General features: G+C 63.3%; 26 protein-coding genes and 1 tRNA gene. 9 read left to right on the top strand and 18 right to left on the bottom strand.

Features of this window, described 5'->3' with window-relative positions; genetic code table 11:
- Positions 1-29 precede the first annotated feature (29 nt).
- The 3 genes from ACQR1W_RS11035 to ACQR1W_RS11025 all read right to left on the bottom strand — a co-directional run bounded on the left by ACQR1W_RS11035 (position 30) and on the right by ACQR1W_RS11025 (position 2,407).
- Positions 30-368: a P-II family nitrogen regulator gene (locus ACQR1W_RS11035; protein WP_008971557.1), complete on the bottom strand. Its 339-nt coding sequence runs from the start codon at positions 366-368 to the stop codon at positions 30-32.
- Between the two features lie 323 nt (positions 369-691).
- Positions 692-1,996 carry an ammonium transporter gene (locus ACQR1W_RS11030; RefSeq protein WP_434850792.1) on the bottom strand — a complete coding sequence of 435 codons (1,305 nt, stop codon included), beginning with the start codon at positions 1,994-1,996 and terminating at the stop codon, positions 692-694.
- A gap of 72 nt (positions 1,997-2,068) precedes the next feature.
- The gene (locus tag ACQR1W_RS11025; protein ID WP_008971559.1) at positions 2,069-2,407 is read right to left on the bottom strand and encodes a P-II family nitrogen regulator; all 339 of its coding nucleotides are present in this window, start codon (positions 2,405-2,407) and stop codon (positions 2,069-2,071) included.
- 217 nt (positions 2,408-2,624) lie between these two features.
- Between ACQR1W_RS11025 and ACQR1W_RS11020 the strand changes: the two genes are divergently transcribed.
- Positions 2,625-3,500: a DUF4339 domain-containing protein gene (locus ACQR1W_RS11020; RefSeq protein WP_434850791.1), complete on the top strand. Its 876-nt coding sequence runs from the start codon at positions 2,625-2,627 to the stop codon at positions 3,498-3,500.
- On the opposite strand, the gene tesB is transcribed toward ACQR1W_RS11020, so the two are convergent.
- Entirely contained in the window at positions 3,497-4,366 is an 870-nt protein-coding gene (tesB, locus tag ACQR1W_RS11015) for an acyl-CoA thioesterase II (RefSeq protein ID WP_434850790.1), read from the bottom strand. The two genes, ACQR1W_RS11020 and tesB, sit on opposite strands and share 4 nt — an antisense overlap.
- A 122-nt stretch (positions 4,367-4,488) precedes the next feature.
- Between tesB and ACQR1W_RS11010 the strand changes: the two genes are divergently transcribed.
- Positions 4,489-5,709 (top strand): ubiquinone biosynthesis hydroxylase, encoded by a 1,221-nt coding sequence (locus ACQR1W_RS11010; protein ID WP_434850789.1) that lies wholly within the window; start codon positions 4,489-4,491, stop codon positions 5,707-5,709.
- A 3-nt stretch (positions 5,710-5,712) separates the two neighbouring features.
- On the opposite strand, the gene ACQR1W_RS11005 is transcribed toward ACQR1W_RS11010, so the two are convergent.
- From ACQR1W_RS11005 to ACQR1W_RS10995, 3 genes are all read right to left on the bottom strand, one after another.
- The gene (locus tag ACQR1W_RS11005) at positions 5,713-6,645 is read right to left on the bottom strand and encodes an alpha/beta hydrolase (protein WP_434850788.1); all 933 of its coding nucleotides are present in this window, start codon (positions 6,643-6,645) and stop codon (positions 5,713-5,715) included.
- Positions 6,646-6,647: 2 nt separating this feature from the next.
- Positions 6,648-6,842, bottom strand: coding sequence for a Trm112 family protein (locus ACQR1W_RS11000; protein WP_434850787.1), 195 nt, complete (start codon positions 6,840-6,842; stop codon positions 6,648-6,650).
- Positions 6,843-6,906: 64 nt separating this feature from the next.
- Positions 6,907-7,449, bottom strand: coding sequence for a TetR/AcrR family transcriptional regulator (locus tag ACQR1W_RS10995; RefSeq protein ID WP_434850786.1), 543 nt, complete (start codon positions 7,447-7,449; stop codon positions 6,907-6,909).
- Between the two features lie 93 nt (positions 7,450-7,542).
- Here ACQR1W_RS10995 and ACQR1W_RS10990 point away from each other — a divergent pair, with 93 nt between their 5' ends.
- From ACQR1W_RS10990 to ACQR1W_RS10980, 3 genes are all read left to right on the top strand, one after another.
- On the top strand, positions 7,543-7,893 hold the full coding sequence (locus ACQR1W_RS10990) for a hypothetical protein (RefSeq protein WP_434850785.1): 351 nt from the start codon (positions 7,543-7,545) through the stop codon (positions 7,891-7,893).
- A 216-nt stretch (positions 7,894-8,109) separates the two neighbouring features.
- Positions 8,110-8,451 (top strand): cupredoxin domain-containing protein, encoded by a 342-nt coding sequence (locus tag ACQR1W_RS10985; protein ID WP_434850784.1) that lies wholly within the window; start codon positions 8,110-8,112, stop codon positions 8,449-8,451.
- A gap of 9 nt (positions 8,452-8,460) precedes the next feature.
- Positions 8,461-9,294 carry an FTR1 family iron permease gene (locus tag ACQR1W_RS10980; RefSeq protein WP_434850783.1) on the top strand — a complete coding sequence of 278 codons (834 nt, stop codon included), beginning with the start codon at positions 8,461-8,463 and terminating at the stop codon, positions 9,292-9,294.
- On the opposite strand, the gene ACQR1W_RS10975 is transcribed toward ACQR1W_RS10980, so the two are convergent.
- Entirely contained in the window at positions 9,295-9,969 is a 675-nt protein-coding gene (locus tag ACQR1W_RS10975; RefSeq protein WP_434850782.1) for an LON peptidase substrate-binding domain-containing protein, read from the bottom strand.
- A 43-nt stretch (positions 9,970-10,012) separates the two neighbouring features.
- The gene (gene trxA / locus ACQR1W_RS10970; protein WP_434850781.1) at positions 10,013-10,933 is read right to left on the bottom strand and encodes a thioredoxin; all 921 of its coding nucleotides are present in this window, start codon (positions 10,931-10,933) and stop codon (positions 10,013-10,015) included.
- Positions 10,934-11,140: 207 nt separating this feature from the next.
- On the opposite strand from trxA, the gene ACQR1W_RS10965 reads away from it, so the two are divergent.
- On the top strand, positions 11,141-11,611 hold the full coding sequence (locus ACQR1W_RS10965) for an SRPBCC family protein (RefSeq protein ID WP_434850780.1): 471 nt from the start codon (positions 11,141-11,143) through the stop codon (positions 11,609-11,611).
- A 215-nt stretch (positions 11,612-11,826) separates the two neighbouring features.
- A tRNA-Gly gene (locus tag ACQR1W_RS10960) sits at positions 11,827-11,901 on the top strand.
- Between the two features lie 42 nt (positions 11,902-11,943).
- Here ACQR1W_RS10960 and ACQR1W_RS10955 read toward each other — a convergent pair.
- The 6 genes from ACQR1W_RS10955 to ACQR1W_RS10930 form a co-directional block, all read right to left on the bottom strand.
- Positions 11,944-13,344, bottom strand: a complete 1,401-nt coding sequence (locus ACQR1W_RS10955) for a caspase family protein (RefSeq protein ID WP_434850779.1) — start codon at positions 13,342-13,344, stop codon at positions 11,944-11,946.
- 80 nt (positions 13,345-13,424) lie between these two features.
- Positions 13,425-14,729 (bottom strand): nicotinate phosphoribosyltransferase, encoded by a 1,305-nt coding sequence (gene pncB / locus ACQR1W_RS10950; RefSeq protein ID WP_434850778.1) that lies wholly within the window; start codon positions 14,727-14,729, stop codon positions 13,425-13,427.
- A gap of 62 nt (positions 14,730-14,791) precedes the next feature.
- Positions 14,792-16,129: an amidase gene (locus ACQR1W_RS10945; protein WP_434850777.1), complete on the bottom strand. Its 1,338-nt coding sequence runs from the start codon at positions 16,127-16,129 to the stop codon at positions 14,792-14,794.
- Between the two features lie 69 nt (positions 16,130-16,198).
- On the bottom strand, positions 16,199-17,167 hold the full coding sequence (locus tag ACQR1W_RS10940) for an ABC transporter substrate-binding protein (protein ID WP_434850776.1): 969 nt from the start codon (positions 17,165-17,167) through the stop codon (positions 16,199-16,201).
- Between the two features lie 27 nt (positions 17,168-17,194).
- On the bottom strand, positions 17,195-18,046 hold the full coding sequence (locus ACQR1W_RS10935; protein WP_434850775.1) for an ABC transporter permease: 852 nt from the start codon (positions 18,044-18,046) through the stop codon (positions 17,195-17,197).
- Complete coding sequence (locus ACQR1W_RS10930; protein ID WP_434850774.1) at positions 18,043-18,825, bottom strand: ABC transporter ATP-binding protein; 783 nt, start codon at positions 18,823-18,825, stop codon at positions 18,043-18,045. Before ACQR1W_RS10930 ends, ACQR1W_RS10935 begins: the two co-directional genes overlap by 4 nt.
- A gap of 406 nt (positions 18,826-19,231) precedes the next feature.
- On the opposite strand from ACQR1W_RS10930, the gene ACQR1W_RS10925 reads away from it, so the two are divergent.
- Positions 19,232-20,509, top strand: a complete 1,278-nt coding sequence (locus ACQR1W_RS10925) for a PQQ-dependent sugar dehydrogenase (protein ID WP_434850773.1) — start codon at positions 19,232-19,234, stop codon at positions 20,507-20,509.
- A 300-nt stretch (positions 20,510-20,809) separates the two neighbouring features.
- On the top strand, positions 20,810-21,397 hold the full coding sequence (locus ACQR1W_RS10920; protein ID WP_434850772.1) for a c-type cytochrome: 588 nt from the start codon (positions 20,810-20,812) through the stop codon (positions 21,395-21,397).
- 56 nt (positions 21,398-21,453) lie between these two features.
- On the opposite strand, the gene panE is transcribed toward ACQR1W_RS10920, so the two are convergent.
- The 3 genes from panE to ACQR1W_RS10905 form a co-directional block, all read right to left on the bottom strand.
- Positions 21,454-22,377: a 2-dehydropantoate 2-reductase gene (gene panE, locus ACQR1W_RS10915; protein WP_434850771.1), complete on the bottom strand. Its 924-nt coding sequence runs from the start codon at positions 22,375-22,377 to the stop codon at positions 21,454-21,456.
- Between the two features lie 110 nt (positions 22,378-22,487).
- On the bottom strand, positions 22,488-23,225 hold the full coding sequence (locus ACQR1W_RS10910) for an SDR family oxidoreductase (RefSeq protein ID WP_434850770.1): 738 nt from the start codon (positions 23,223-23,225) through the stop codon (positions 22,488-22,490).
- Positions 23,226-23,329: 104 nt separating this feature from the next.
- Complete coding sequence (locus ACQR1W_RS10905) at positions 23,330-23,938, bottom strand: 2-hydroxychromene-2-carboxylate isomerase (protein ID WP_434850769.1); 609 nt, start codon at positions 23,936-23,938, stop codon at positions 23,330-23,332.
- Positions 23,939-24,028 lie beyond the last annotated feature (90 nt).

Genomic DNA, 24,028 nt, shown 5'->3' with positions numbered 1-24,028 from the left:
TCCGTAAGTGTTTAAGTTTGTGCGCGAAATCAAAGGGCCGCAGCGTCGGCCTCGCCGGTGCGGATGCGCACGGCGTGCTCGAGACTGATCACGAAGATCTTGCCGTCGCCGATCTGGCCGGTTTTCGCGGCCGAGCTGATGGCGTCGATGGTCTTGTCGACCTGATCGGACGGGATCGCGACTTCGATCTTGATCTTGGGCAGAAAGCTCACCGCGTATTCAGCACCGCGGTAGATTTCCGTATGGCCCTTCTGCCGGCCATATCCTTTGACTTCCGTCACAGTGAGACCATGAACGCCGATGGCGGTCAGGGCATCACGGACCTCTTCCAGCTTGAATGGCTTAATGATCGCCATAACAATTTTCATGAGTCCTATCCCCGCTTGGGCCCGGCACGGACGTTACCGAGCACTTTTGTGCGACTGAGGTCCCCGACGCGGAGAAATCTTCACAACGCGGGCACAGCCGCGAGCCCTAGAATCAAATGCCGTGCCAGACGGGTGACGAGGCCTAACGAACTATGAATGCGGACCTTTTCCGCTGTTGGCCGGTGGGCTGCCCCCTGCGCTATTCGGTCGCGCCTAAACGATGGGCATATGTGAGCAAAAGTTATGCACGACCGCTTCCAGCGGTCGGGCTGCCCATGCGAAGGGCAGCTCTCCCCTGCTCATATCGGATCAATTGGCGACAATTACTGCAGCGCTTCGCCATGCTGCGAAATATCGAGGCCCTCGAGTTCCTGCGCGCGGGACACGCGCAAGGGAACGACAGCACCCACCAGCTTCAGCAGGGCGTAGGTGACGCCGCCCGACCAGACCAGGGTCACGGCGACGCCGTAGAGCTGGACCAGGAGCTGCCGGGGATGGCCCTCGAGCAGCCCGGCGACACCGCCGATCGCGGCCGTCGCAAAGACGCCCGCGAGCACGGTCCCGGTCAACCCTCCGATACCGTGCACTCCGAACACATCGAGCGAATCGTCATATTTGAAACGGTGCTTGAGCCAGGTACATGCCCAGTAGCAGACGGCGCCTGCGATCACGCCGATGACGATGCCGTGCCAGGGCGCGACGAAGCCCGAGGCCGGTGTGATGGTGCCGAGGCCCGCGACGGCGCCGGAGATCATGCCGAGCACCGACGGCTTGCGGCGGGCGGACCATTCGATCGCACCCCAGGTGATCGCGCCCGCGCAGGCGGCCAGATGCGTCGCCAGAATCGCCATCACGGCATGCGAATTGGCGCCGAGCGCCGAGCCGCCATTGAAGCCGAACCAGCCGACCCACAGCAGGCCGGTGCCGATCACCGCCAGCGACAGGTCGAACGGCGCCAGGTTCTCGGCGCCGTAGCCCTGCCGCTGCCCCATCACCAGCGCTGCGACCAAGCCACCGGTGCCGGCCGACAGATGCACCACCAGGCCGCCGGCGAAATCGATCACGCCGATACTGGCGAGAAAGCCGCCGCCCCAGATCCAGTGCGCGAGCGGCACATACACGAAGATGAACCAGCCGATCGAGAACATCAGATAGGCCGAGAAGCGCATGCGGTCCGCGACCGAGCCTGCCACCAGCGCCACCGTGATGATCGCGAACGTCATCTGGTAGAGCATGAACAGCGATTCCGGGATGGTCTTGGCTGCAGGATGCACGCTGTCGAGAGAAAGCCCGGCAAGGAAGGCGCGATCGAGCGAGCCGAGCCACGGGCCGTCACCGACGAAGCTCAGCGAATAGCCGAATGCGACCCAGAGGATCGAGATGATCACCACCGCCGCGAGACTCTGCGCCATGGTCGCGAGCACGTTCTTCTTCCGCACCATGCCGGAATAGAACAGCGCCAAGCCGGGGACCGTCATCATCAGCACCAGCGCGGTGGCCACCATCATCCAGGCGGTATCGGCCGCATCGATTCCGGGCGTCGCGGCAAGGGCTGGCGATGTGCTTGCGACCGCAGCCAAGGCGGTCGCCGCAGGCACGCTGATAGCGCGAGACGAAAATGCCCCCATGATGGTCCCCGGCAGATCGAGAAGAAAATTGGCCGCGGCAGCACTGCCGCGCGCGAGCAGAAGGGTCGGAGCTTAGAGCGCGTCGGCGTCGGTTTCGCCGGTCCTGATGCGGCGGGCGTGATCGATCGGGGTCACGAAGATCTTGCCGTCCCCGATCTGGCCGGTCCGCGCCGTCGACGTGATGACCTCGACCGCCTTGTCCGCGATGTCGGAGGCGACCGCGATCTCGATGCGCAGCTTGGGCAGGAAGTTCACGACATATTCGGCACCACGATAGATCTCGGTGTGGCCCTTCTGCCGTCCGTAACCCTTCACCTCGGTCACGGTCATGCCATGGACGCCGATCGCCGTGAGGCCCTGGCGCACCTCGTCGAGCTTGAAAGGTTTTATGATCGCAACAACGAGCTTCATGGCGATGCCTTGGGTTCCTCGAAATCCGGCAGCCTGATAAAGAGGCAAAGCTCCGCCCCCTCCGCTGGCCTATTGGTAGGCACATGGCACAAATTTTCTGCAGGGTTAAGCAAAAAACGCCCGGGTGTCCCGGAGTCCACTGAACGCGCGGCGCCTTCGTCAGACACAAGGGAGAAAACGTCAGTCCGCCCCCGCCCTCACGCCTCAAGGAAACAAAATGTCGAACCGAGCCTGGTATTACGCGGCACAAGGCCAGCAACAGGGGCCCATCTCGGAAGAACAGCTCCGCGACTTCGTCGCCCGGGGCGTGGTCAATGCGGACACGCTGGTCTGGACCGAGGGCATGGCGGGCTGGGAAAAAGCCGGACGCATCCCCGGCCTGATCTCCGACGTTGCCGATCAGTCGCCTGCCCTGCCCCCGGATTTTGCGGCCGACAGCGAAGGGCCGCTGTCGGTCGAGCTCGATCTCTGGACATTTCTCGGCTGGGCTGTGCTGTTCGTGATCGGCGCCGCCTTCATCATTCCGGCGCCGTGGACCGCGACCTATTTCTACCGCTACGTGATCGAGCGGATCCACGTGCCCGGTCGTGGCTTCCTCGCCTTTACCGGGCAGCCGCTGGACATCTGGTACGTCTTCATCGGCCTGGGCGTGCTGAGCTATGTCGGCACCAGCCACCGGGCGATCGTGGAATTGCTCGCGCTGGTCGGCCAGGCCTTCCTGTCCTGGATGGTCATCCGCTGGTTGGCGGCCAACGTCGTGGCCGACAAGCGGCCTGCCGAGATCCGCTTCGAAGGCAGTCCGCTGGCCTATGTCGGCTGGTATGTGCTGATGATCGTCTCCACCATCACCATCATCGGCTGGGCCTGGGTGATTCCGGCCTGGATGCGCTGGATCTGCCGCAACATCCAGGGCACGCGGCGGGAGATCATCTTCACCGCCTCCGGCCTCGAGGTGCTGTGGCGGACAATCGTGTTCGCGCTCGGCTGCGCGTTCATCATCCCGATCCCGTGGGTGCTGCGGTGGTATACCCAATGGTATGTATCGCAGTTCGGGCTGGTCGCCCGCGGCTCGGCCTTGGCTTCAGACGCTTAGGCCGGCGCCCTGCGCTCCCGCAACGAGCCCTCCTGCGCGACGGATGCGACCAAGGTGCCGTCCGGTTTGAAGATCAGGCCGCGGGTCAGCCCGCGGCCGCCCTGCGCGCTCGGCGAATCCTGCGCATAGAGCAGCCATTCGTCGGCGCGGAACGGCCGGTGAAACCACATTGCGTGATCGAGGCTCGCGGGCATCATCCGCTTATCGAACAAAGTGCGGCCGTAGCGCGCCATCGCCGCATCGAGCAGCGAGAAGTCGGAGGCATAGGCCAGCGCACAGAGATGCAGCGCCGGGTCATCCGGCAGCTTGGCCGCAGTCCTGATCCAGACATGGATGCGGCCGTCATCGATCTTCTGGCCGAAATAGCGGCCGAGCTCGACCGGGCGCAATTCGATCGGCCGGTCGGATTCGTAATAGCGGCGGATGAAGTCCGGCATCTCCCGGAACATCGGCTGCTTGGCAACCTCTTCCGCGGTCAGCTTCTCCGGCGGCGGCACATCCGGCATCTTGTCCTGGTGATCGAAAGCGCTCTCCTCGTCGGTGTGGAACGACACCATGATCGAGAAGATGGCATTGCCGTGCTGGATCGCGGTGACGCGGCGGGTCGAATAGCTCTTGCCGTCGCGGAGACGTTCGACCTGATAGATGATCGGCACCTGCGGATCACCCGGCAGGATGAAATAGCAATGCAGCGAATGGGGCAGCCGGCCTTCGGCGGTCCGGCAGGCGGCAACCATCGCCTGGCCAATCACCTGGCCACCGAACACGCGCTGCCAGCTCGTCTTCGGGCTGTTGCCGCGGAACAGGTTGACCTCAAGCGGCTCGATATCGAGGATCGAGATCAGGTCGATCAGGCCCTTGGACATGGTTGTAAGCCTTTGCTTTGGCAGACCGATTTGGTCGATACAAGAGCGAGTGAGCCAACGGTTCACCGCCCCGTCTGGCCCAGCTATACTCTGCCTGCAAGAGTAATGGTGAGCAGGTTGGCATGACAACACAGCGAAGCATCGTGATCGGCGGCGGCGCCTTCGCCGGCCTGGCCCTGGCATTGGCCCTGCGGCAGGGTCTCGGACCGGAAGTCCCGGTGATCGTCGCCGACCCCGCATTGGGGACGCGTCCAAGCCGTGATCCCCGCGCCAGCGCCATTGTCGCGGCCTGCCGCAAGCTGTTCGACGCGATCGGGATCTGGGCCAGCGTGGCGGACCAGGCCCAGCCGATCCTCGACATGGTGATCACCGATTCGCAGCTCGACGACGCCACCCGGCCCGCCTTCCTGAGCTTTGGCGGCCAGGTCGAGCCCGGCGAGCCCTTCGCCCATATGGTCGAGAACAGGCGTCTGATCGATGCCTTGGTGGCCCGCGCGGAAGCCGAGGGCATCGTGCTCAAACCGACCGCGGTGACGAATTTTACCACCCAGGACGACGGCATCGAGGTGGTGCTGGCCGATGGCAGCCAGATTGCCGCCAGCCTCCTGGTCGCCGCCGACGGAGCGCGATCGCGCTTACGCGAGCGCGCCGGCATCGTCACCCATGGCTGGGACTACAATCAATCCGGCATCGTCGTGACCGTGGGTCACGAGCGCGACCATAACGGGCGCGCGGAGGAGCATTTCCTGCCCGCGGGCCCGTTCGCGATGCTGCCCCTCACGGGCAAGCGCTCCTCGCTGGTCTGGACCGAACGCCGCACTGAGGCCCAGCGTCTCGTCGCCTTGAGCGCCGACGAATTCCACTCCGAGCTGGAAAAGCGCGCCGGCCTGCATCTCGGCGAATTGAAGGTGCTGGACCAGCCGCGGGCGTTTCCGCTGTCCTATTTCGTGGCGCGCTCCTTCATCGCGCCGCGGCTGGCGCTGGTCGGCGATGCCGCGCATGTGATCCATCCGATCGCCGGCCAGGGTCTCAATATGGGCCTGAAGGATGTCGCGGCGCTGGCCGAAGTGGTGGTCGATGCGGCCAGGCTCGGCATCGATCCGGGCCAGGTCGACGTGCTCGAGCGTTACCAGCGCTGGCGGCGCTTCGATACGATGGCGATGGGGCTTGCGACCAACTCGCTCAATTTCCTGTTCTCCAACAAGTCGACGCTGTTGCGCACGGTGCGCGACATCGGGCTCGGCCTGGTCGACCGCACGCCGCCGTTGAAGGAGCTGTTCATCCGTCAGGCCGCCGGCCTGACCGGCGAGATCCCGCGGCTTCTCAAGGGCGAGGCGCTGTGAGGGCTAACGCGCGTCAGCACCGGCGATGAAGGCGGCAACCGCATCCACCATATCGGGGTCCAGCGGCCGGTCGGGATCGCCATAGGATTTCAGGTTGGCATCGTCATCCGCGACGTCGACCAGCACGTGGTTCATCTCGGGCAGCCAGAGCGTCTTGGCGGCTGGAGCGGCGGCCGAGAGCGCGAGAAGGTCGACCCGGGCGAGCTGGAGGTCGCGGCCACCGCCGACGATCAAAGTGGGGATGATGATCTGCTTCAGCGGATCGATCGGATCCTCGGTGAAGGCGGACGCGATGCTCGGCTGCATGGCCGGAGGGATCGGCAGCGCCTGCGGCGGCGGATCGACGATCTGGCCGGCCATGATGCCGTCGATCGCCTTCGCGACCTCCGCGAACTTGTCCGGCGGCAGCTTCTTCTCCAGCTGCGCCTTGAGGAGATCGCCCTGCCGCCGCGCCGTGGCCGCGAGCAGCACCAACCGGTCGACCGGCACGCGGCGGACGGTCAGGATCGCAACCAGCCCGCCTTCGCTGTGGCCGACCAGCACGACGCGGGCAAACTTGCCGCGCAGGAACGTCACCAGCGAGGCCGCATCGTCGACATAGTCCTTGAAGCGGAAATCCTCCGGCCGGCCGAATTCAGCCTTCCAGCCGCGCGCCCCGCGCTTGTCGTAGCGCAGGCTGGCGATGCCGCGGGCGGCGAGTTGTTCGGCGAGCTTCTTCAACGTCGCGGGCTTGAGCTGCGGCCCGTTGCCGTCGCGATCGATCGAGCCGGAACCGGCGATCAGGAGCGCGACAGGCGGCCGGTCGACACCGGACGGCATCGTCAGCACCGCATCCAGCGCGCCGACCCGGATGTTGCTCTCTTCGGCGGATGCAAACGGGGCCAGCGTGATCGAGACGAGCAGCGCGAACGCCGGCAGGCATGCACGGATGCGCATGGTCAGTCGATCTTTCGCGCTTCCTCGGGCAGCATGATCGGAATGCCGTCGCGAATGGGATAAGCGAGCCTGGCAGAGCGCGAGATCAACTCCTGCCTGGCCGCATCATATTCCAGCGGCCCCTTGGTCATCGGGCACACCAGGATCTCCAGGAGTTTTGGATCGACCGTGGGTTCGGGGCGCTCAGACGCTGTCATAAGGAGAATCTCTTCAGGCTGCTTCTGCGCCTGTGTAGCACAGGCGCAAGGCCACTGTCGTCCATCACGGCTTGGCAAGCGCGATGCGGATGAGCTCCGTGATGACAACCTCATGTCGGGCTTTTGGAAGCTGCTGGTCCGAAAACGCGAACCCGAGAAACGTCCAGTAAAGAATCTGCGCGCGCGTCTGTGCAAGCTCCGGCGCAAACCCCTCGGAGGCGAGCAGGCTCGCGACATAGTCGAGGCGCCGCCGGTCGATCGCCTGCACGGCGTTGCGGGCAAGCGGGTCGGAAGCAGCCCAGCTCCGCACCGCCCGCTCCAGCGCCAGCCTGGTCGAGAACGTGCGGCGCAGCAGGACCGCAATGAGAGGCTCCGCGGCGGCGCTCGATTCCACGCCCATGATGATCCGTTCGGCCGCAATCTCGCGCCAATATTTCAGGAGCTCGGCGTGGAATGTGCCCACGTCGGCGAAATGCCAGTAGAAGCTGCCCCGTGACACCCCCAACGCCTTCGCCAGCGGCTCGGCCTTGAGCGCAGTGAATCCCTTGCTCGTCAGAACCTTCAGGCCCTGATCGAGCCAATCCCGGGCGGACAGCTGATCAATCATCCGACTTCCATACACCAGTGTATTGACACGGGCCACCCCGTCGGACACGATCCATACATAACTGTATGGTCCACAAGACCTTGGAGAGAGCCGATGCGCGACGTCTTGTTGCAATGTGCCGGCGTGGCCGCGATCGCCGCCGCGCTGATCCACGGCGTGCTGGGCGAGACAAAAATTTTCCCGCGCCTGACGATCGCGCCAGAGCGCTTGCGCACCCTGTTGCGCGTGGTCTGGCAGGCCAGCACCGTCGCGTGGATCGGCGGCGGCGTGCTGCTCATCGCCGCGCCAAGCATGGCCTCGGATGTTGCGCGGCATTGGACCGTGGTCACGCTGGCTGTCGTGTTCGCCCTCGCTGCGATTGGCAACGCGCTTGCCACCCGCGGCCGGCACTTCGGCTGGCTGATGCTCACCGGCGTCGTCATGCTTGCGGCTGCGGGCTATTGACGAGCCCAGCCCAGCTGCTGCGGCAGGTTGCCGCGTCTCACATGGCTGACCGTGCCGGTTCGCCTGGAATCATTCCAGTTTAGAGCGAGTCTCTTTGCGGCTTGAGCGTCTCCCCGCTTAGCTGCACCTCTTATGAGGTGGTGATGGCGCAAGTCGAACCCGACTGCGCTGCATATGTCCCATTGTGATTTGGCTCAAGAGGGGGAGAGCTGATCGATGTTGACTGTGAGCTTGCGGAAACTGACCCTTGCAGTGGTCTCGAATGCCGTCCTGACGCTGGTACCGGTTCATGCGGAAGACGCGGAAATTCAATTCGCCTATGCCAACGGGCAGTTCGAGCCGAAGGAAGCGACTGCGCCGGCCGACAAATCATTCGTGATCCGTGTCAAGAACATGGAAGCCAAGGCGATGGAGTTCGAAAGCAAGGCGCTGAAGGTCGAGAAAGTGGTCGCGGCCAAGAGCGAAGCCGTCCTCAAGGTGCGCGCGATGAAGCCGGGCCGCTATGAATTCTACGACGAGTTCAACGAGAAGGCCCGCGGCATCGTGAACGTTCAATAGGTCGCCAACATGCTCGCCGCGCTGATCATCGTCTTCCGCGAAGTGTTCGAGGCTGGTCTGATCGTCGGCATCGTACTCGCAGTGACCAGCACAGTGCCGCACCGACTGCGCTGGATCGGCGGCGGTCTTCTTGCGGGCATTGCCGGGGCCTGCATCGTCGCTGCTTTCGCCGGCGCGTTGTCGCAGCTGTTCGAGGGCATGGGGCAGGAGCTGTTCAACGCGGCCATTCTGGGCACCGCTGTTGTCATGCTGACCTGGCATAATGTCTGGATGGCCCGTCATGGTCGCGAGATGGCCAACGACCTGCGTGCGGTCGGGCAGGCGGTCGCGGAGGGATCCAGGCCGCTCATCGCGCTCGCGATCGTGGTCGCAGTGGCCGTGCTGCGCGAGGGCAGCGAGGTCGCGCTGTTTCTCTACGGTGTTGCTGCGTCCGGCGACAATTCAGGGCCGGCGCTGCTCGGTGGCGGTGCGCTCGGCCTGGCGTTAGGCATGGCGGTGTGTCTTGCGACCTATTTCGGCCTGATGCGGATTCCGCCGAAGGCGCTGTTTGCCACGACGACGTGGCTGATCACTTTGTTGGCGGCGGGCATGGCCGCACAGGCGGTCGCCTTTCTAGCACGTGCCAATTGGCTGACCAGCCTCGACCAGATCGTGTGGGATTCGAGCTCGGTTCTACCCGAAGACAGCCTGCTCGGCCGCACCCTGCACACCTTGATCGGCTATACCGATCAGCCGACCGCAATGCAGCTGATCGTCTATCTTGCCGTGATCGCGCTGACGTTCATTCTGATGCGACTGACGGCACCGTCGACGCCACCGGCTCGTGCCGTTGCGGCCGAATGATCATTGCAGCGGCGGATCGCCGGAGGTTCGCTTCTTGGCCAGATCCATCTCGGTAACGGCGATCAGGATCTCCGCCCGGGTTTTGAGATCGGGCGCTTCCAGCATCGCCTGCTTTTCCGCCGAACCATAAGGCGACATCATCGCCAGCGCATTGACCAGCGCCTCGTTCGGTGCCGCTTCGATCCCTTCCCAATCGGCCTTGAGATTATTGGCCTTCAGGAAGTCGGTGAGCACGGCAAGCAGGGCCTCGCGATCGACCTCCTCCTCACCCTTGCGGGCGGTGAAATCGTCGATGAACGGAAAGTAGTCGACCTTGCATTGCCGATACGGCGTCAGCACGGTCATCTCCTCGACCACCTTGAAGCGCGAGACACCGGTGAGTTCGAGGATATAGCGACCATCGCCGGTTTCGGCCAATTGGGTAATGCGACCGACACAGCCGACCTGGAACAACACCGGCCGTGCCTCGCTCGGCGAGTGAGTCACGTCAGGCTGAATCATGCCGATCAGGCGATGGCCGTCGCGGAACGCATCGTCGACCATCGCCAGATAGCGCGGCTCAAAAATGTTGAGCGGCATCTGGCCGCGCGGCAACAGCAGCGCGCCCGCGAGCGGGAAGACCGGAATGATTTCCGGCAGCTCGGCGGGACCGAGATATTCCGCATTGATCGGCATGAGCTGCCTCGTGTCGGCTATGCGCTGCCTGGCGCTGTTCGCTTTACGAAAACAGGATGGTCGACAGCCGCTTGCGGCCCTCGATAGTGGCCTCGTCCGCGCCACCCCAGGCCTCGAAGAACTGTACGAGCTGCTTGCGCGCACCATCCTCGTTCCATTTGCGATCACGCTTGACGATTTCGAGCAGCTGGTCGGTGGCTTCCTTGCGCTTGCCGGCGGCGTTCAACGCGGTCGCGAGATCGAAACGCGCCTGGTGGTCGAGCGGATCAGCGGCGACCTTCTGCTCGAGCTCACCGACCGGTCCGAGTGACTGCGCCTGTTCGGCCAGCTCGACCGCGGCTTGCACCGCAGAAACTGCAGCGTCATTGCGCTTGGACTCCGGCACCATCGCGAGCGTCTGCTTCGCCTGCTCGATCGCGCCGGTCTCGACATAGCACTTCGCAAGTCCGGCCAGAGCCGGGATGTTGGTGGCATCGATCGACAAGACCTCGGCGTAGATTTGCGCCGCGCCGGCCGGATCGCCTTCGGCGAGCACGGCCTCCGCCTCCTTGATGATCTCGCCGATGTCGGGCTCGCCGACTCCGGGTACGCCCTTGGTGAGCTTCTCGATGAAGGCGCTGACCTGGCTTTCGGGAACGGCGCCCATGAATCCATCCGCCGGTCGGCCACCGACAAAGGCGATGACAGCTGGAATCGATTGGATCCCCATCTGGCCCGGAATCGCCGGATGCTCGTCGATGTTCATCTTGACCAGCTTGACCTTGCCCTTGGCGGCCCGAACGGCCTTCTCCAGAATGGGGGTCAGCTGGCGGCAGGGACCGCACCACGGCGCCCAGAAATCGATCAGCACCGGCTGGCGCTTCGACTCCTCGATGACGTCCTTCACAAAAGTCTGGGTGGTGGTTTCCTTGATCAGATCCGGCACCTGCGGCGTCGCTCCGCCGCCCTGCTCTACAATCGTCACGGGATCCTCGTCCGAAAAGCTGAAAGGGAAAGCGGGCCAGAACGGCCTGCCGTTGCGCCTCAATACACGGTTTCCGACACCTTAAGTGGCGGCCGACCGGGAAATTTCAATCGGTTCCCGCAACTTGCATGGCCGGTCGGAGACCGGGTGGCCGGCGAGGAGCAGGACGACCGATCATGGGCTGCCATGTCACCCTGGAGAGCCCCGATGCCTAAAGCCTATTACAGCACCGTGTTCACGCAATCCGCGCCCCAGATCTGGCAAATCATCCGCGATTTCAACAACTACCCGGTCTGGATCGATGGCGCCGGGTCCAGCGAGATCGAGGACGGCAAATCCGGCGATACCGTTGGAGCGATCCGACATGCGAGCTATCGCGACCGGCACATTCGTCAACGCCTGCTCGCGCTCTCCGACGTCGAGCGGTTTCAAACTTACGAATTCTGCGGTCCGGCGTCCCTGCCCATCAGCGAATTCCAGGCGACGTTGCGGGTGACGCCGATCATCGATGGGGACCGCGCCTTCGTCGAGTGGTGGGCGACATTCGATTGCGAGCCAAGCGCGCGTGAGGCACTGGCTGCGACGCTTCGGACCTGGTTCGGCGAATGGCTGGAATCGCTCCGGCGGACCTTGACACACCCAAGCCCAAAGAATCCGACACCAGGGCATCGCGGTTGATCCGCAGGCCAGTCGCCGCCCCGGCGGGCGGGTCAAGGACGTCAAACGCGCCAGCGCGATCGGAATCGGCCCAATATCACCCTGCTCCGGCCGATTCGGCTTGGAACCGGCAAATATTGTTCGATTTCAAGTGTCGCAGACCTGTTGCATTCCGCGGCGGCATTTGGCATAGGTCTCCCCGTTGCCGCCGGGACCGGCTGCAGCACTTTCCGGATGCGGGTGTAGCTCAGTGGTAGAGCACGACCTTGCCAAGGTCGGGGTCGAGGGTTCGAACCCCTTCGCCCGCTCCAAAGCCCCGCCTCGATCTTTCGGCTGATCTTTCCAAGCAAGCTTCAGTGCTCATCCCAGTCCGCGAAGGCGCGGTCGCCTGATGCGCCTTTGCCGATCGCCAGGATGCCGCGCCGGCTGTTGTCGTAGACGAGCGGAATGTCGATCCACGACCGCTGCTGCAAGAGCTGCAGATTGCGCTGCCGATCGGCATCGACATTCGACAAGCCGACCAGAAAGCTCCCGTTCGTCACCTTCACCGCCAGCCCGGCGAGCGGGGTACCGCGCGCCTGCTCGCTGGACTTCATCAGCATGCCCGGCACATTCCCGATCCCGCCGCCTGCAAAGTCCGGCGGCACGGAAAAGGTCAGCTCGGCGAGGTGGCTCGCCGGCATCGACGGGTCGCTGTTTCGACGCAAGACCAGGACCAGCCTCAGCTTCCGCTCGGGGATTTCGATGTCGGCGCGCAGCACGCGATTGGCGGCCTGCGTGCTGCTGGCCTTGGACTCCTCCGTACGCCAGACCACGGTGCCTTCATAATGCTTGCCTTTTGGATCCGTGACGTCCTCATCATAGAGCACCGCTCGTTCCCGCGGCAGCGTACTCGGTGGGCTCGCAACGGCGGTGCTGGCGCGCGCAGCTGGTGCGGCGGCGACAAATACGAAACGGCCGCTGATCGGTGAGAACTGCACGAACGGCTGCTGTGCACCGGCTGTCCTGCGCTTCACCGCCAAGCCGAGTTCGTTGAAGACGGTTAAGACATCGGCACCCGGGCGCTGGATCGTTTGCGCCAAGGTCATCGCGAACAGATTGTTTGCATCCGACGTGGCCGGCACAGCCATATCCGGCTGCGCGGCAAAGGACACCAACGTGTTCGCAGGCGTATGGACCGGCGCCAAGCCTGGCTCGAGCCCATCCAGGCCATGGCCCTCGAACGGATTGCTGTGGCAGGCATCGAGCACAAGAATATTCAGCCGGCTTGCCGAGCTCTCCAGCTGCTGCAGCAGGAGCCCGACATGCAACGTCTGGGACTCGAGATCAGCTTCCTTGCTCACCGCGGCATCGACCGGCACCAGGAAGCTCGAGCCGTGAAATTGCACGGCATGGCCCGCATAATAGACGAAGGCGACATCCGCGTCGGCACTGTCGCGGCCGAACTGTTGGATGGCGCGATCCAGACCCGATCGATCGAGATCAACCAGCGCCGCGCCTCCGGACAGCGTGAAACCGACCGTCTGCAGCGCGGCAGCGACGATCCGAACGTCCTCCAACGAACTGCCCAGTGGCGTCGCATGCTGATAGGCCGCATTGCCGATGACGAGCGCCACGCGCTTGTCGGCCATCGCCGGACCGGCCGGTACGAACAGGGTGACGAAAATCAGGAACGCGATGGTGCACCAACCGGTGAGCTCGCCGAGGTGCCGCAACGCACGCATCCGTCTCGTGAGCCCAACATATGCGCGCATGCACCGCCCCTGCTTCCCAGAACGGTTACATTGTAGGGACGGCGCAACCTTGGCGCAATCGGCGCACGCGACGCGCGGCCTCAGACGACCACCGGCATCCGCACCCGCCCTTCATCGCCGAACACACGCAGGTAGCGGGCGATCTCAGTGGGATCGCCGGTCGCCTTCTCCGGATTATCGGAGAGTTTCACGGCCGGCCGGCCGTCAACCGAGGTGACCTTGCAGACCAGAGAGATCGGGTCGAGATCGACCGAGCCATCCGGCGAGCAGCCGACGAAATCATTGGTGAGGTTGGTGCCCCAACCGAAGGACAGCCGGACCCGGCCGGCAAAGCGCTGATGAATCGCCTCGATCGACTCGACATCCATCGCATCGGAGAACACCAGCAGCTTCTGCTTGGGATCGCGGCCCTTGGCCTTCCACCAGGCGACGATCTCCTCGCCGGCTTCGATCGGCGGCGCGCTGTCGGGACGAAAGCCGGTCCAGTCGGCGACCCAGTCCGGCGCATCGCGCAGGAAGGCCTTGGTGCCGAACGCGTCGGGCAGCGCGATCAGCAGATTGCCGGCATAGGTCTGCCGCCATTGGTCGAGGATGCGATAGGGCGCAAAGCGCAACTCATGGTCGTCCTTGGCGAGCGCCGCGGCCACCATCGGCAACTCATGAGCATTGGTGCCGATCGCTTCGAGATCGTTGTCCATGGCGAGCAGCACGTTCGACGTGCCGGTGAAGGAAGAGCCAAGACCTTCCTTGACCGCTTCGACGCACCAGCGCTGCCACAGAAACCCATGACGCCGGCGCGTGCCAAAGTCGGACAACCGCAACCCTTCGATTTTCCGCAGCCGCTCGACCTTGGTCCACAGCTTGGCCTTGGCGCGGGCGAACAACACGTCGAGCGCGAACCGCCGCTGGCCTTTCATCGCCTGCCGCGAACGCAACTCGTTGACGATGGCAAGCGCCGGGATCTCCCACATCGTGGTGTGGGTCCATGGCCCGTGGAAATGCAGCTCGTATTGGCCGTCCGCCTTGCGCAGCTCATATTCGGGCAGCCGAAACTCGGCGAGCCAGGCGATGAACTCCGGCGAGAACATATGGGTCTTGCCGTAGAACGTATTACCGGCGAGCCAGATCAGCTCTTTCTTGCTGAAACGGATGGTGCGGGCATGATCGAGCTGGGCCCGCAACTCGCCCTCATCAATGATGTCGGCGAGCCGTACCCGCTTGGTCCGGTTGATGACCGAAAAGGTCACCTTCTGAGTCGGGTAAAACTCCCGAATCATCTGTAGCATCAATAGCTTGTAGAAATCGGTATCGAGCAGGCTGCGCACGATCGGGTCGAGGCGCCAGCCGTGATTGTAGGTTCTGCTCGCAATATCTGTAACGGTCATTGCGGCGTTGTACCGCGGCTCCGGAACGGCAGCCAGTAGGTTTCGCCGAGGGGACCGATGCGCTAACCCGCGACCGGCGGCAGGCCGGGATCGAAGGCCAAGACCGCTTCGACCCATTTGGCAGCGCCAAGAACCCTGACATCATCGCGGTACCGCCCGGTGACCTGAACCCCGAGCGGCAGGCCGTTCCTGCCGAAGCCAGCGGGCAGCGACACTGCGGGTGCGCCGACGAAGGTCCAAGGCGCGCAGTACTCGGCATCACCGGTCCACTGCAGCCCGCGCGGTGCCTCGCCGAAAGCAGGCAGCGTCAGCACTGCATCGAAGCCGTTCAGTTCGGCGGTCAAGGCAGCCCGCCGCTGCTCCTGCGCCGCTTTCGCGGCCAGATACTCCATGGCGGATCTGCTCTTGCCGCTCTCGACATGAGATTTCATCACATCGCTGACCCGATCGGGATAGCGCGCGATGAGACCATCGAAGATTACGGTCGCCTCGCTCAGCATAATGGTGTTGATCGCGCTCCAGTTGATCGCATCGAGTGCGGCCAGTTCGAGCTCTTCCAGCACCGCACCGGCGCTGCGCAGCTTGTTGATGACCGCTTCGAACAGCGCCCGCTGCTCGGGCTCCGCGCGCTCCCATTTCGCAAAGCGCACGACCGCGAGCCGCGGCTTGTCCAGCTGTGCAACGGCGCTATCGATCTCGAATGGCGGCAGCGGCCGGCCATGCAAATCGGCGTCGCTGGTGCCGGCGAGCAGCGAGAGCGCCAACGCGACGTCATCGACCCGGCGCGCGAAAAAGCCGACATGGTCGAGCGATGGGCTCAACGGGTGCACGCCGACGCGCGGGATCGCGCCGAAGCTCGGCTTGAGACCGACCACGCCATTGAAGGCGGCAGGGCGGATCACCGAACCCAAGGTCTGTGATCCCAGCGCCAGCGGCACGAGCCCTGCCGCGACCGCCGCCGCCGAACCGGACGAGGATCCGCCCGGCGTGTGCTCCGGATTCCAGGGATTGACGGTCGGACCGGGATGCCGCCAGGCAAATTCGGTCGAAACCGTCTTGCCGAAAATCGTGGCGCCGAGATTACGCAGACGCTCGACCACCCAGGCGTCCGCTGCGGGAATATGATCCCGGTAGATCGGCGAACCGTTGGTGGTCGGCATGTCGTGGGTTGCGATGATGTCCTTGATCGCGACCGGAATTCCGCCAAGCGGCCCACTGCGCGGCGCGACATCCGTCGGCAGATATTCGAACGCTTTCAGCCGCGGCTCGACCGCTTTGGTTCGCGCCAGGCAGTCTGCTGCATATGCGGCAGCAGCCGATGGATCCACCTTGAACTGACGCAGGAGGTCGAGAACGCCGGCACCGGCCTTGGGCGCGGGCAAAGAGCTGGGCTCGGTCATGCCAATTTCCACCGGACGTTCGAGATGGCGCAGCATCGCACATCACGATGTGCCGCCAAGCAAGTCTCCTTACTTCATCGACAACGCCGGTTCGATATATTTCCGCACCACGAAGCTCTTGTAGTCGGGCTGACCGGCGAGATTGCCGAGCGCAATTTGCGTGTCCATCGAGACCTTCAGCGCGTCGGCCGTGATGTCGACACTCGGCGGATAGACGCCGTCGGCCAGCATGCGCTTGACCGCGGCTTCCACCACCGCCGGCTCCAGCGACGGGAACTCCTTCTTGGCGATCTCCACCGTCTTGGCTTCGTTGGTGGCCATGAAGCGCATCGCCATCTCCATCGCATTGACGACACGCTGCGCCACATCAGGGTCGACGTCGTTGCGCGCGGTCACCGCTGAGAAAGCATAGGCGCCATAGGCCTTCGGGAAGCCGAACACGACCTTCATGCCCTTGGCGACGACCTGGTCGAGGCCCGGCTCATACATCACGGCGACATTGGCCTGCTTGGCGATGAACGGGCCAGGCTCGGTGCCGATCGCGACCGGGATCATCTCGACGTCGGTCTTGGCGTCCATGCCGTTCTCCTTCAACAGCTTCATGAACAACGAGGTCGAGGTGGTCGGCATCAAGCCGGTGACGACCTTCTGGCCCTTGATGTCCTTGATACTGTCGAACTTGAAATCCGGCGTGGTGGCGATCCACACCGCCGCGCCATTGACGACGTTGGCGATGATGCCGACCGGAGCACCTTTGGAAGCCGCGATCGCGGTCCATTCCGGGCCGTGGATCGAGAATTGCGCGCTGCCGGAGATGACGGCTGAGAGCGCGACCGTCGGCGCACCGGCGGTTTCCTTGGTCAGGTCCAGCCCCTGCTGGGTGAAGAAGCCTTCGTCGATCGCGACATAGAGCGGAAGGTAGAGCATCGATTGGAACGCCTGGCTCAGCACCACCTTCTTGTTGTCGGCGGCCGCCGGCGAGGTCAGCAGCAGCAACATCACAGCAGCCGCTCCAGCGGCACGCGTCAGCAACGACATCGACGTACTCCATTCATTTCTGATAATTCAAACCTGCACCTGCTGCGTCGTACTCGCCTGCTTCCACGGCAGGCTGGTGCGTTCGATCAAATCGATCACGTAGTAGAGCAGGAAACCCACAATCATCAGCGTGAACAACCCGACCCAGACCGTATTGAGGTCGTAAAGGCTCGAAGCGGTGTAGATCAGATGTCCGAGCCCGCGCTGCGACGAGATGAACTCGCCAACCACGGCACCGACCAGTCCGAAGCCGATATTGATGCGGAAAGTCGCGATGATCGCCGGCAAGGTCGACGGCACCACAGCTTTGAAAAATACCTGGTGCTTGTCGGCGCCCATCGAGATCATCAGCGACTGCAGATCGGGATCGGCATCCTTGGCGGCCTGATAGGCCGCGATCAGCGCAACGATCGCGGTGAGCGACACCGACAGCGCCACCTTCGAGACAAGACCGGTTCCGAACCATAGCACCACAATCGGCGCCAGCGCGATCTTGGGCACGCTGTTGATGGCGACGATGAACGGCTCGACGAGGCGGGCGACGAACACGGAGTACCAGAGCGCCAGACCCAGCAGTGAGCCGATGATCGTTCCGATCACAAAGCCGAGCAGGGCTTCGAACAACGTGGTCCAGGTGTCGGAGATCAGCTCGCCGCTGAAAAGCATGCGGAAGGCATTTTGGAAGATGCCAAGCGGCGAGCCGACCAGGAACGCCGATACAACGCCGAGGCGAACGCCAACCTCCCACACGACAAAGAAAGCGATCACCGCCAGCGCCTGCAGGAAGGCGCGGCCAAGCGCTGTATCGAAGGTGGCGCGGCGGCGCGCACGCGCACGCGATTTCACCGCCGAAGGGGCACTGGGGAGAGTCAAGGTCACGCTGTCTTCTCGGTCTGGATGTCGAGCTCTGCGCAGAGTTGATGGAAATAGTCGGAGAAACGGTGGTCAGCGCGCGCCGCGATCGGTGAATGCGCCGCAATGTCGATGTCGTGTACGACCTTGACCCGCGCCGGCCGTCCGCTGAGCACGACCACCCGCTTCGACAGCGCCACCGCCTCGTCGATATCGTGTGTCACCAGGATGACGGTCTTGTGATAGGTCTCGACCGCCTCCTTCAGCACGCCCTCGAGATACAGCCTGGTCTGGTAGTCGAGCGCCGAGAACGGCTCGTCGAGCAGCAAGATGTCGGGATCCATGATCAGCGTGCGGATCAAGGCCACCCGCTGCCGCATGCCGCCTGACAACGTCTTGGGATAGACGTTCTCGAAGCCGGTGAGACCGAAGGATTTCAAATACTGCCGCGCCTTGGCTTCTGCGGCGTCGCGGCCGACGCCGCGCGTCTCCAGGCCGAGCAGCACGTTGCCGAGCACGGTGCGCCACGGAAACAGCAAGTCCTTCTGCATCATGTAGCCGACGCGTCCACGCAGGCTTCCGATCGGCTCGCCGTGATGCTGCATGGTGCCGGCATCGGCCTCGATCAGACCGGCGATGATGTTGAAGATCGTGGTCTTGCCGCAGCCCGATGGACCGATGATGCTGACGAAGTCGCGCTGGTGGATATCAAAGGAGAGATCGTCCAGCACACGAACTTCTCCGGCCTTGCCGTAGAAGGACTTGCTGACGTTGCGGACGCTGAGCTGAATGGCGGTTGCGGACATGCCGCCCGTTACGCAACTTACATGCCAGAGACGAATCCGCGATGATTCCCTCGTCGGGACTGACCGTTTGGCGGAAAATGCATCTTCGCATGGAGAGCGCTGGCGTCTCTTTGGGCAGACCGATCAGATCGGCGCCCACGCGTCGTGTGAAGAGCGCGTGATCGCGATATCTGACCCGCAGGTTGCGATTTAGTTTTTTGCGATGCGAAGCCGTTGATGCTGGCGCTTTGCACACGGTCTCAAATTCCGTCGTGCAAAAGCTGAAGTGGAAGCGCGTCGCTTCTCACTCGCCGAAGATGTGCTAACATTTTGTCGTCGCACCGCTTGAGGTGACGACCAACGAACGGCTCGAAACGTCCGACGAATAAATGCGCAGCCTTCAGAGCTGCTTGATGGGAGTGAAGCGATGATATCGGGTTTCCACCGAAGCATTCTTGCGTTTGCCACGATTGGTCTTCTCGCCGGAACAAGCATTGCCGGCGCGCAGCAGGCGGCCGACCAGAACCGCGGGCTGAAGAAATACGAATCCGGAACCAAGGAATTCTGGACCCATCCGCCAGATGACTGGTTCCTCGGCGACGAGACCGAGGCGCAGAAGGGGTTGGCCCCGCCGTCCGGGCCGCCGACCGGCGCGTCCGAGGCAGAACTCGCCAGCATCGTCAAGAAGATCAAACTGCCGGATGGCTTCAAGATCGAAGTCTGGGCGCCGGGCGTGCTGGCCGCGCGCCAGATGGCCTGGGGCGACAAGGGCACCCTGTTCGTCGGCTCGTTCGGCCTCGGTAACGTCTATGCGATCACCGACAAAGGCGGCAAGCGCGAGGTCAAGACAGTCCTGAAGGGACTGAACATGCCGACCGGCGTCGCCTTCCAGGACGGCGCGCTGTATGTCATCGCGGTCGACAAGCTGATCAAATATGAGAATGCCGAAGCCAATCTCGACAATCTCGGGCAGGGCAAGGTCGTCTATGACGACATGCCCTCTTATGCCGCGCATGGCTGGAAATATATCGCGGTCGACAAGGACGGCTGGTTCTACATCCCGTTCGGCCCGCCCTTCAACATCGGCATTCCGCCGACCAGCGTGTCGCAGATCCGCCGTGTCGATCCGCGCACCGGAAATGCCGAGATCTGGGCGCTCGGCGTACGCAACAGCGTCGGCGGCGATGTCGATCCGCGCACCGGCAAATATTGGTTCACCGAAAACGCCCGTGACTGGGTCAGCGACGATCTGCCGAGCGACAAGCTCAACATGATCGCCAAGATCGGCGAGCATTTCGGCTATCCCTATTGCCACCAGGGTGACATGCCGGATCCGAAATTCGCCATGGGCCATCAATGCTCGGAGTTCACCCCGCCCGCGCTCAATCTCGGTGGTCACGTCGCGCCGCTCGGCATGAAGTTCTACACCGGCGACCAGTTCCCGGCCGAGTACAAGAACAACATCCTGATCGCCGAGCACGGCTCCTGGAACCGTCACAAGTACCAGGGCGCACGCATCATGCGGGTCACCGCCGATCCTGACGGCAAGAACGCCAAGCAGGACGTGTTCGCGTCGGGCTGGATCGAAGGCGACCAGGGCTATCTCGGCCGTCCCGCTGACATCGTCCTCGCCAAGGACGGATCGATCCTGGTGGCGGATGACTGGGCCGGTGCGATCTATCGCATCAGCTACGAGAAGAAGTGATCGCTAGAGCATGATCCGGAAAAGTGGAAACGGGTTTTCCGAAAGGATCATGCTCAATCAAAGAGATGAGATCATGATGCAATTTTTTCTAATCGCATCATGATCGAGAGATGAGGGGGCTGCGGCTGCCTTACGGCGGCCGCAGCCTTTTGTTTCTAACGTCAATCATCAAGCCTCATCGCCGGGCGCGAGCCGGCGATCCATCGAACAGCCGCATCACCATCGATGGATGCCCAACGAGCCCGGGTCGTAGCCGGGACAGCTTCCAGGGCATGAGCCGCGGAGAGGAAACAACAAGAGATGTATAAGACCAGCCTCGGAATCCTGCTCGCTGCTGCGGCCTTGCTGAGCGAGTTCTCCGTCACCCATGCTGCCGATCTCGAGGCGGGCAAGGCGAAGGCCGAGCTCTGCGTCGGTTGTCACGGCGAGAACGGCCTCTCCCAGACCGAGAACATTCCGTCGCTTGCGGGCCAGCAGGACCAGTTCATCCAGTGGCAGCTCGTGTTCTTTCGCGCCGGTACGCGCAAGAACGAAGCGATGCAGCCGATCATCGAACAGCTCAACAACGAGGATATCCGCAATCTCGGCGCCTATTTCGCCTCCCTCACCCCGCCAAAGGCGCCGCCGGATGACAATCCTGAGCTGTCGCAGAAGGGCGCTCAGGCGGCCGCGGGTCGTCGCTGCGCCTCATGCCATACCGACAGCTATGCCGGTACCAAGGGAGTCGCGCGCATCGCCGATCAACGGGAGGAATATCTGGTCAAGGCGCTGCATGATTATAAGAGTGGCCAGCGCGTCGGCGGCAGCCAGGCGGCGATGACGGACGTCGCCTATCCCTTGAGCAACGAAGAGATCGAAGCGCTCGCGCATTATCTCGCGCATTTGTAGTGCGATACGAAGCCGCTGTTCCGGCGAACGCCGGACCACGGAGACGGCATGGATCGTCAGCCGCCCCGCTGTGCCTCGTACACCTTCAGATGCGTGTAGGCGATGCGCAGCTTTGGCACCGGCACTTTCGCCGCATCGGCGCGCGTGACGAGATCGCCGATCACGTGGTCGGCCTCGACCGGAAGCCCGGCCCTGAGATCGCGGAACATCGACGCCGTCATCGGCGATCCCTCGGTGGTCAGCATACCGGACACACGCTGGAAAAATGGACCACCCGGTGCGTAGCCGGCAGCGGCCGCCACCGAGCTGCATTCGTCAAGCATCCCCAACAAAAACTCCTTACCATCGGGCGCGGCGAGGATGACTCCGACCGGAGCGCGCATCAGCGTGGTCGACGCGGCGAGCGAGGCCAGGAACACCCATTTCTCCCACATCTCCTGCATGATGTTTTCGCTCGCGGACGCATTGAAATTGCCGCGTTTGAAGACGTCGAAAATGGCCTGTACACGGTCTGACGATCCGCCGGCGCGCTCCCCGAAGGTAAGCGATTGCATTGGCTGCAGCTGCACCACTTCGCGCTTGTCGTTCAACGTCACGGCAATCGCGCAGAGCCCGCCGAGCACGGGCTCGCGGCCGAATTTCGCATCGAGCACATCGAGGTGGCGCATGCCGTTGAGCAGGGGAATGATCGCGGTCTGCGGCCCGACCGCCGGAGCGAACGAGGCGACCGCGTCCTGCAGATCGTAGGCCTTGCAGCTCAACAGCACGACGTCGAAGTGCTCCTTGAGCGCATCGGCCTGCACGGTCGGAGGATTGGGCAAGGTGACGTCGCCGGTCGGGCTCCGGATCACGAGACCGGCCGAGGCCAGCTCGGCGGCGCGTCGTGGCCGCACCAGGAAAGTAATATCGCCGCCGGCCTGCAACAGGCGGCCGCCGAAATAGCCGCCGATGGCGCCGGCGCCGACCACGAGAATACGCATGGGTGTGTCCTTCTCTCAGGAGCCCCGCATAATGCAGAGGCGAATAAGGAATGGCGAGTAGCGAATCAGGATGGTCCCTATTCGCTATTCGCTACTCCCTGTTCGCCCCTCTACCACTTTTCGCCAAACGGCCGGATCTCCATCTCGAACGTCCAGGCGCTCTTCGGCTGCTGATAGAGCTGCCAATACGCACCGGCCACGGAGGCCGGCGGCATCAACAGATCAGGATTGTCGAGCGCGGCCTCGCCCCAGATCTGCGCCCGTCGTTCACGCACCCAGGCGGTGTCGACCCCGGAATCGATGATCAGATGCGCGACATGGATGTTCTTCGGCATCAATTCGCGCGCCATCGACTGCGCCACTGCGCGCAGACCGAACTTGGCCGATGCGAATGCCGCATATCCCGAGCCGCCGCGCAAGGACGCGGTGGCGCCGGTGAAGAAGATGTTGCCCTGCCCGCGCGGCAGCATCAGCCGTGCGGCTTCCCGCCCGGTCACGAAGCCGGCCCAGCAGGCCATTTCCCAGACTTTGCGGAACACCCGGTCCGTCGTTTCCAGGATCGGAAAATTGACATTGGCCCCGACGTTGAAGATCACGACCTCCAGCGGAGCATGCTTGTCGGCGTCGTTGAGGAACGCGATCGTCTCCTCTTCCTTCCGCGCATCGAGCGAGCGGCCGAAGATGGTGCCGCCGGCGGCTTCGACCTCTTTCACGAGCGGTTCGAGCTTCTCGCCATTGCGGCGCCCGGCAAACACGGTGAAGCCTTCCGCGGCGAATTTCTTGACGATCTCGGCGCCGATATAGTCGCCGGCACCGACCACGGCGGCGGTTGCGTTGCGCTTTTGCATGTCGTGCTCCTGTCATTCAGGGGCGCTCGTCAGAGCGAACCCGGAACCTCCTGCCTCACCTCGGGATTCCGGGTTCATCGCTCCGCGGTGCCCGGAACGACGGCTCACTTCTCCAGAATCATCTCCTCGACGTCGCGCAGCTGCTCCTTGCCGAAGAACATTTCGTCGCCGACGAAGAAGGTGGGCGATCCGAAGGCGCCGCGCTCGACCGCCCGCTGGGTGTTCTCGAGCAGCGTCGCCTTGACCTGTGGCTCCTGCGCGCGCGCAAACAGCTTTGCGCCATCGAGCCCGGACGAGGTGATCGCTGAGATCGCGACCTCCGGATCATCCATCTTCTTTGGCTCCCGCCACATGTGGAAGAACGCCGCATCCACATAGGGACCGAACACGCCTTCGAGCTGCGCGGCAATGGCCGCCCGCATCAGGTTCAGCGTGTTGACCGGAAAGAACGGATTGAAGACATAGGGCTCGACTTGAAAGCGCTTCACGAACCGGCGCGTTTCGATCTCGTGGAACTCACGCTTGTTCTTGATCCCGGCGAGCGTCTCCGCGGGGGATCTGTTGTTGGTGGCCTTGAAGATGCCGCCGAGCAGCACGGGCACGTACTCAAACCTGGTGCCGATCCGCCGCTCGACGGCGGGAATCGCCAAATGGCTGAGATAGGCGTTGGGGCTGCCGAAATCGAACAGGAACTGCGGCGCGGACGGGCTCATGGACGGTTTCCCCAGACCTGGATGTTGGGCCCATCTTGGTCCAGCCGCAGCCTGACGTCCAGCGTTTTATGATGGTCATCATATTGATGA

The organism is Bradyrhizobium sp. HKCCYLS1011 (genome assembly GCF_051167795.1).
Lineage (GTDB): Bacteria > Pseudomonadota > Alphaproteobacteria > Rhizobiales > Xanthobacteraceae > Bradyrhizobium.
This window is presented reverse-complemented; position numbering and strand designations above follow the sequence as displayed.